Here is a 9663-nt window from a genome sequence, read left to right on the forward strand (position 1 = left end):
TATAAATATTCTCTGAAAATTGCACAGTGAATTAGTCTTCTTCCTTACGTCCGAAGCTTCGCGTTATTTCTAATTATTTAGGTCAAGCCCTCGACTTATTAGTATTAGTCAGCTGAACATGTTACCATGCTTACACCTCTAACCTATCAACCTGGTGGTCTTCCAGGAGTCTTACTAACACCGCACTTACGTGCGAGTTATGGGAAATCTCATCTCAGGGTGGGCTTCACGCTTAGATGCTTTCAGCGTTTATCCCTTCCAAACATAGCTACCCAGCGATGCCACTGGCGTGACAACTGGTGCACCAGAGGTTTGTCCATCCCGGTCCTCTCGTACTAAGGACAGCTCCCTTCAAATTTCCTACGCCCGCGACGGATAGGGACCGAACTGTCTCACGACGTTCTGAACCCAGCTCGCGTGCCGCTTTAATGGGCGAACAGCCCAACCCTTGGGACCTACTTCAGCCCCAGGATGCGACGAGCCGACATCGAGGTGCCAAACCTCCCCGTCGATGTGGACTCTTGGGGGAGATCAGCCTGTTATCCCCGAGGTAGCTTTTATCCGTTGAGCGATGGCCCTCCCACGAGGTACCACCGGATCACTAAGCCCGACTTTCGTCCCTGCTCCACTTGTAAGTGTCGCAGTCAGGCTCCCTTCTGCCTTTGCACTCTTCGCGCGATTTCCAACCGCGCTGAGGGAACCTTTGGGCGCCTCCGTTACTTTTTTGGAGGCGACCGCCCCAGTCAAACTGCCCACCTAACAATGTCCTGTGACCAGATTCATGGCCTCCAGTTAGAACCTCAGTACTGTCAGGGTGGTATCCCAAGGATGACTCCACACAGGCTGACGCCCATGTTTCTCAGTCTCCCACCTATCCTGTACAGACAATACCGAAATTCAATGCTAAGCTACAGTAAAGCTCTACGGGGTCTTTCCGTCCAATCGCGGGTAGCAAGCATCTTCACTTGCACTACAATTTCGCCGGATGTGTTGTTGAGACAGTGCCCAAATCATTACGCCATTCGTGCGGGTCGGAACTTACCCGACAAGGAATTTCGCTACCTTAGGACCGTTATAGTTACGGCCGCCGTTTACTGGGGCTTAAGTTCATACCTTCGCTTGCGCTAAGTAATCCCCTTAACCTTCCAGCACCGGGCAGGCGTCAGCCCCTATACATCAGCTTTCGCTTTAGCAGAGACCTGTGTTTTTGCTAAACAGTTGCTTGGGCCTATTCTCTGCGACCTACTTACGTAGGCACCCCTTCTCCCGAAGTTACGGGGTCAATTTGCCGAGTTCCTTAACAACAATTCTTCCGATGGTCTTAGGATTCTCTCCTCACCTACCTGTGTCGGTTTGCGGTACGGGCACCAATATCCTCGATAGAGACTTTTCTTGGCAGCGTGGAATCAGATACTTCGGGAATAAATTCCCTTCCCCATCACATCTCAGCGTTAAGAGCAAACGGATTTGCCTGCTTGCTCCGCCTAAATGCTTAGACACACATCCAATAGTGTGCACATCTTATCCTCCTGCGTCATCCCATTTCTAATAACGTCCATTGGTGGTATCGGAATATCAACCGATTGTCCATCACCTACGCCTTTCGGCCTCGGCTTAGGTCCCGACTAACCCTGAGAGGACGAGCCTTCCTCAGGAAACCTTAGGTTTTCGACCGTTAAGATTCTCACTTAACTCTCGCTACTCATGCCAACATTCTCACTTCTGTACCGTCCACCACTCCTTACGGTATGACTTCAGCCAGTACAGAAAGCTCCTCTACCGCGTACACAATTGTGTACACCCATAGCTTCGGTGGTAAGTTTTAGCCCCGGACATCTTCGGCGCAGGATCTCTTGACTAGTGAGCTATTACGCACTCTTTAAATGAGTGGCTGCTTCTGAGCCAACATCCTAGTTGTCTTAGAAATCCCACATCCTTTTCCACTTAACTTACACTTTGGGACCTTAGCTGATGGTCTGGGCTGTTTCCCTTTTGACTACGGATCTTATCATTCGCAGTCTGACTGCCGAAATAAAAGTATATGGCATTCGGAGTTTGATAGGGTTCAGTAACTGTTGTCAGCCCCTAGCCCATTCAGTGCTCTACCTCCATTACTCAATTAATCGACGCTAGCCCTAAAGCTATTTCGAGGAGAACCAGCTATCTCCGAGTTCGATTGGAATTTCTCCGCTATCCACAGCTCATCCCATGGTTTTTCAACACCAACGTGGTTCGGACCTCCACGGAATTTTACTTCCGCTTCATCCTGGCCATGGATAGGTCACCCGGTTTCGGGTCTACGACATGCAACTATGCGCCCTATTCAGACTTGGTTTCCCTTCGGCTCCGTACCTTAAGTACTTAACCTTGCTACATATCGTAACTCGTTGGCTCGTTCTACAAAAAGCACGCCGTCACACATATAAAGTGCTTCGACCGGTTGTAGGCACACGGTTTCAGGTTCTATTTCACTCCCCTTCCGGGGTTCTTTTCACCTTTCCCTCACGGTACTTCTTCACTATCGGTCACTAGGTAGTATTTAGCCTTGGGAGGTGGTCCTCCCAGCTTCCCACAAGGTTTCACGTGTCTCGTGGTACTCTGGATTAGATCTGACTGTTTTTCCTTTTCATTTACAGGCCTATTACCTTCTGCGGAGCAGCTTTCCAGCTATCTTCAATTAAGGAATTGCAGTATTTATGATCTATCCTCAACCCCCAGATCAAAGACCTGGGTTTGGGCTCTTTCCCTTTCGCTCGCCGCTACTTAGGAAATCGATGTTTCTTTCTCTTCCTCCGGGTACTTAGATGTTTCAGTTCCCCGGGTCTACCTCTGCATACCTATTTATTCAGTATGCAGTACATAGTTGTTACTATGTGGGTTCCCCCATTCGGAAATCTTTGGATCACAGGCTATTTGCGCCTACCCAAAGCTTATCGCAGCTTAACGCGTCCTTCTTCGGCTCCTAGTGCCAAGGCATTCGCCATGCGCCCTTTGTAGCTTGACCTTGATTCTGTCTATTTACATAGACGGTTATATTAATTTTGCGAAATTGTATTAAATCAATTTATAAACTACTTGCGTAGTTTTAATTTTTTTAAAACAACTTTTTTCACTGTGCAATTTTCAAAGAACATTTTAAGAAAAACTATTCATTATCTAACTCCTAAGAGTTAGATAAAATTAGTCTCTCAAAATTAAACAGAGAACTAGGTACGATTAATTACAATAGATATTTTTGAAGAACAAATTAATATTCTTCTATTGCATCGACCGAAGTCAATACATCTACTCCCTAGAAAGGAGGTGATCCAGCCGCAGGTTCTCCTACGGCTACCTTGTTACGACTTCACCCCAATCATCAATCCCACCTTCGGCCGCTGGCTCCTTACGGTTACCTCACGGACTTCGGGTGTTACCAACTCTCATGGTGTGACGGGCGGTGTGTACAAGGCCCGGGAACGTATTCACCGCGACATGCTGATTCGCGATTACTAGCAACTCCGGCTTCATGTAGGCGAGTTGCAGCCTACAATCCGAACTGGGATGAGTTTTTGAGTTTGGCTCCACCTTGCGGTCTTGCATCTCTTTGTACTCACCATTGTAGCACGTGTGTAGCCCTAGACATAAGGGGCATGATGATTTGACGTCATCCCCACCTTCCTCCCGGTTAACCCGGGCAGTCTCACTAGAGTGCTCAACTTAATGGTAGCAACTAATGATAAGGGTTGCGCTCGTTGCGGGACTTAACCCAACATCTCACGACACGAGCTGACGACAACCATGCACCACCTGTCACCCTGTCCCGAAGGACTTCGCCCATCTCTGGGTTATGCAGGGGATGTCAAGTCTAGGTAAGGTTCTTCGCGTTGCTTCGAATTAAACCACATGCTCCGCTGCTTGTGCGGGCCCCCGTCAATTCCTTTGAGTTTTAATCTTGCGATCGTACTCCCCAGGCGGAATACTTAATGTGTTAACGGCGGCACCGAGGTTCGACCCCCGACACCTAGTATTCATCGTTTACGGCGTGGACTACCAGGGTATCTAATCCTGTTTGCTCCCCACGCTTTCATGCCTCAGCGTCAGTTACAGTCCAGTAAGTCGCCTTCGCCACTGGTGTTCTTCCTAATCTCTACGCATTTCACCGCTACACTAGGAATTCCACTTACCTCTCCTGCACTCTAGACACCCAGTTTCAAATGCAGCACCCAAGTTAAGCTCGGGTATTTCACATCTGACTTAAATGTCCGCCTACGCATCCTTTACGCCCAGTAAATCCGGACAACGCTTGCCACCTACGTATTACCGCGGCTGCTGGCACGTAGTTAGCCGTGGCTTCCTCCTCTGGTACCGTCATTATCGTCCCAGAAGACAGAACTTTACAACCCGAAGGCCTTCATCATTCACGCGGCGTTGCTGCGTCAGGGTTTCCCCCATTGCGCAATATTCCCCACTGCTGCCTCCCGTAGGAGTCTGGACCGTGTCTCAGTTCCAATGTGGCCGATCACCCTCTCAGGTCGGCTACGCATCGTCGCCTTGGTGAGCCGTTACCTCACCAACTAGCTAATGCGCCGCGGGTCCATCTCAAAGTGGAATTTTCCGAAGAAAAATCCTTTGATGTTTCGATCATGCGACCAAAACATATTATGCGGTATTAATCTCCCTTTCGGGAGGCTATTCCCCTCTTTGAGGCAGGTTACCCACGTGTTACTCACCCGTCCGCCGCTAATCCACCCCGAAAGGTTTCATCGCTCGACTTGCATGTGTTAGGCACGCCGCCAGCGTTCGTCCTGAGCCAGGATCAAACTCTCAATTTAAAAGTTTACACTTTTTTAGTTGAAATGATTAATCTGCGACAACTGTTAAGTTGTTACGCAAGCTCATTACATACTTTTAGTCTTACGACTAAATTTTACTTTATACTAAAGTAATTAACTGGTTTAGCGAAATATTATTTCGCTATCTTTACCTATTTCTCTGTTTAATTTTCAAAGACCAATTTACTTTGTCATCATGTGACGACTTCTACTATATTACTAGGTATTTCTTATTTTGTCAACATTTCTTTTAAACATTTTAGAATATTAAATGTTAACTTATCAATCTTTATAGTTACTCGTTCGTGACTACAAGGAGTATTCTATCATAATAATAAAATTCTATACTTAACCTACCATTTATATAATAGAATTATTATTAATTTGCTATATATTACTCTAATAATCTAATAATTAACTATGCTGACACACGTGAATAGGTGTCTGCGTGATTTTTGCTTTAGTAACGTTTGTTAAAAAAATATTTTACTATATATTTCATAATTAGCTAACCATATAAATTAATATATGTATGATTGTATTATTTTTTGAAATATACCATCCTTCAATAAAAAAAGGATTTACATAAATATTATATGTAAATCTTTTTTCAATATAAATAAATATAAATTTCAAATATTAAACTTAGCTTTATAACTTCACTTTCATAAATATATTGCATTTAATATTAACAGTTATGTCAAATGAATTCACATTATCCACAAGTGTTCGCCTATTTATGTTAATAAAACCATATCATTTTTAATATTATGTAACTATATATTAGCTCCATTATTTTTAGTGAATCGAGTAGGAGCTAAATAATTAATTTATTTAGCGACCTCTCACACCACCGTGCATACCGTTCGGTACACGGCGGTTCAATAGAAATTAATGTTTTAATAAATATGTCTCAGATATAGAAACTAATCCTATATTTTTAAGGTATTTATTGGTCAATGTTTTGTTTAATATAGGGCTATTGGATGTTCTCCAATAGCCTTTCCTTGTATTTGCATATTGCAAAGCTTTATTGTTTGGTATTCCTAATTTAACAAGGTTCCCATATTTTGTTTTAATCTTTTTCCATTGTTTCCAAAAACACATTCTAATTCTTCGCCTTAACCATTCATCAAGTGTTTTAAGAATACTTTTAATGTCTGCAATAGCAAAATAATTTATCCATCCAACTATCACTTGCTTAAGTTTCATAAACCTATATTTCATGCTCATCGCATTACTTCTTGAAGTTAATTCTTTTAGCTTTGCTTTGAATTTGATTATAGGTTTTTGAGGAACTCTCATTCTGTATTCACCTTTTGCCCGGTAAAATGAAAATCCTAAAAATTTAAGTTTCCAAGGTCTATCTACTGTACTCTTTTCTTTATTCACTCTAAGCTTTAACTTTTCCTCAATAAATCTCGTAATACTCTTCATTACTCTATTTGCTGATTTCTCACTTTTGACGTATATATTCGCATCATCAGCATATCTACAAAAGTTTAGTCCTCGTTTTGTTAGTTCTACATCGAGTTCATGTAACATTACGTTACTTAATAATGGGGACAAAGGCCCGCCTTGAGGTGCTCCTTCTTCTGTATTCATAAATACCCCATTTATCATCACTCCACTTTGTAGATACTTTCGTATCAGAGAAATTACTCTACTATCTTTAATATCTTCCGATAGTATCCTTATTAATTTATCATGATTTATCGTATCAAAGTATTTAGAAAGGTCTATATTCACCGTCCATGTATGTCCAGCATTAATATATCCCCTACATTTTTCAACAGCTTGTTTTCCACTTCTTAAAGGTCTAAAACCGTAACTATTATCAGAAAATTTCTTTTCATATACTGGTATTAGAGTTTGTGATATCGCTTGTTGAATAACTCTATCTAATACAGTAGGTATTCCAAGTAGCCTAATTCCACCGTCAGGTTTTGGTATTTCTACCCTTCTTACGGCTAGAGGTCTATATCTACTTTCTAATAATGATTGCCTTAATTCTTGTCCATGCTCTTTTAGATAATGTAGAAGTTCATCTACTGTCAAACCATCAATCCCATGACTTCCTTTATTGGCTTTTACTCTTTTATATGCTTTATTCATATTATCTCTCGATAATATCTGCTCGAGTAAACCATTATCATATTCATTCACATCGTTTCTTCCTTCTTCTGACATAGAGGAAATACTATGCACTTCTACATTACCTTCGAGTTCCACTCTATTCTCTCGTAGAGAGCCTTCTTTATGAAGTTGTCTGCTTTTATCATATTTTCTCGTATCCTTCAAAATTCCAAAACCTCCTATTGTTCAGTCCTTCCCACGCTAACGCGTTTTGCATGGTACTATGACGTCTGCTGACTTCTGATAGTTCAGCCATACATCACTGTATGGGTTGTTATTTCTAAATTCATATCCACAACTTACCTATCAGATCTCCCCGGGTAAGAACGCAATCTTTCACTCCATCTATCTGCTACATTTACACCACTTGTTTCGAATAGTTTTGGGCTTCGTTTTGTATTGCAAACTTACCCACAAGCATATGCCTTATATGTAGTTTCTGTTCGTCAGACCGGAGTTTGGCCGCCAACTTCCTTCAGATTCCATCTCACGATGGACACCCTTGTCTTAAGCTATGCACTTGGCACTATTAACCCGTGCTAGGGACTTTCACCCATTAGATTGCGCCCATGCCGGGCGCACAATAAAAATAACAGTCCTAATAGGACTGTTATTTGGTGGACCTTCAGGGACTCGAACCCCGGACCGACCGGTTATGAGCCGGTAGCTCTAACCAGCTGAGCTAAAGATCCATGTATTGACCTGGCGACAACCTACTCTTCCACAAGGTCACCCCTGCAGTACCATCGGCGCATTGAAGCTTAACCTTCGTGTTCGGTATGGGAACGGGTGTTACCTTCATGCCATAATCACCAGATTGAGAATATAAATATTCTCTGAAAATTGCACAGTGAATTAGTCTTCTTCCTTACGTCCGAAGCTTCGCGTTATTTCTAATTATTTAGGTCAAGCCCTCGACTTATTAGTATTAGTCAGCTGAACATGTTACCATGCTTACACCTCTAACCTATCAACCTGGTGGTCTTCCAGGAGTCTTACTAACACCGCACTTACGTGCGAGTTATGGGAAATCTCATCTCAGGGTGGGCTTCACGCTTAGATGCTTTCAGCGTTTATCCCTTCCAAACATAGCTACCCAGCGATGCCACTGGCGTGACAACTGGTGCACCAGAGGTTTGTCCATCCCGGTCCTCTCGTACTAAGGACAGCTCCCTTCAAATTTCCTACGCCCGCGACGGATAGGGACCGAACTGTCTCACGACGTTCTGAACCCAGCTCGCGTGCCGCTTTAATGGGCGAACAGCCCAACCCTTGGGACCTACTTCAGCCCCAGGATGCGACGAGCCGACATCGAGGTGCCAAACCTCCCCGTCGATGTGGACTCTTGGGGGAGATCAGCCTGTTATCCCCGAGGTAGCTTTTATCCGTTGAGCGATGGCCCTCCCACGAGGTACCACCGGATCACTAAGCCCGACTTTCGTCCCTGCTCCACTTGTAAGTGTCGCAGTCAGGCTCCCTTCTGCCTTTGCACTCTTCGCGCGATTTCCAACCGCGCTGAGGGAACCTTTGGGCGCCTCCGTTACTTTTTTGGAGGCGACCGCCCCAGTCAAACTGCCCACCTAACAATGTCCTGTGACCAGATTCATGGCCTCCAGTTAGAACCTCAGTACTGTCAGGGTGGTATCCCAAGGATGACTCCACACAGGCTGACGCCCATGTTTCTCAGTCTCCCACCTATCCTGTACAGACAATACCGAAATTCAATGCTAAGCTACAGTAAAGCTCTACGGGGTCTTTCCGTCCAATCGCGGGTAGCAAGCATCTTCACTTGCACTACAATTTCGCCGGATGTGTTGTTGAGACAGTGCCCAAATCATTACGCCATTCGTGCGGGTCGGAACTTACCCGACAAGGAATTTCGCTACCTTAGGACCGTTATAGTTACGGCCGCCGTTTACTGGGGCTTAAGTTCATACCTTCGCTTGCGCTAAGTAATCCCCTTAACCTTCCAGCACCGGGCAGGCGTCAGCCCCTATACATCAGCTTTCGCTTTAGCAGAGACCTGTGTTTTTGCTAAACAGTTGCTTGGGCCTATTCTCTGCGACCTACTTACGTAGGCACCCCTTCTCCCGAAGTTACGGGGTCAATTTGCCGAGTTCCTTAACAACAATTCTTCCGATGGTCTTAGGATTCTCTCCTCACCTACCTGTGTCGGTTTGCGGTACGGGCACCAATATCCTCGATAGAGACTTTTCTTGGCAGCGTGGAATCAGATACTTCGGGAATAAATTCCCTTCCCCATCACATCTCAGCGTTAAGAGCAAACGGATTTGCCTGCTTGCTCCGCCTAAATGCTTAGACACACATCCAATAGTGTGCACATCTTATCCTCCTGCGTCATCCCATTTCTAATAACGTCCATTGGTGGTATCGGAATATCAACCGATTGTCCATCACCTACGCCTTTCGGCCTCGGCTTAGGTCCCGACTAACCCTGAGAGGACGAGCCTTCCTCAGGAAACCTTAGGTTTTCGACCGTTAAGATTCTCACTTAACTCTCGCTACTCATGCCAACATTCTCACTTCTGTACCGTCCACCACTCCTTACGGTATGACTTCAGCCAGTACAGAAAGCTCCTCTACCGCGTACACAATTGTGTACACCCATAGCTTCGGTGGTAAGTTTTAGCCCCGGACATCTTCGGCGCAGGATCTCTTGACTAGTGAGCTATTACGCACTCTTTAAATGAGT

1 protein-coding gene, 1 tRNA gene and 4 rRNA genes (1 of these 6 only partly in view) are annotated in these 9663 nt (G+C 44.5%); all 6 read right to left on the reverse strand.

The features are described 5' to 3' along the window. Positions 1–78: 78 nt before the first annotated feature. Positions 79–3004 (reverse strand): 23S ribosomal RNA (locus KTC92_RS12030). A 292-nt stretch (positions 3005–3296) separates the two neighbouring features. Next, positions 3297–4814 (reverse strand): 16S ribosomal RNA (locus KTC92_RS12035). Together the 16S and 23S rRNA genes form the textbook arrangement of a ribosomal RNA operon. Positions 4815–5705: 891 nt before the next feature. Next, positions 5706–7115: a group II intron reverse transcriptase/maturase gene (gene ltrA, locus KTC92_RS12040; RefSeq protein WP_258280593.1), complete on the reverse strand. Its 1410-nt coding sequence runs from the start codon at positions 7113–7115 to the stop codon at positions 5706–5708. A gap of 450 nt (positions 7116–7565) precedes the next feature. Then, positions 7566–7642 (reverse strand) — tRNA-Ile (locus KTC92_RS12045). An 8-nt stretch (positions 7643–7650) separates the two neighbouring features. Continuing rightward, a 5S ribosomal RNA gene (gene rrf, locus KTC92_RS12050) occupies positions 7651–7767 on the reverse strand. A gap of 85 nt (positions 7768–7852) precedes the next feature. Continuing rightward, a 23S ribosomal RNA gene (locus KTC92_RS12055) occupies positions 7853–9663 on the reverse strand; it runs 1115 nt beyond the window's last position.

Source organism: Clostridium sp. CM027, from assembly GCF_024730565.1.
GTDB lineage: Bacteria > Bacillota > Clostridia > Clostridiales > Clostridiaceae > Clostridium_AD > Clostridium_AD estertheticum_B.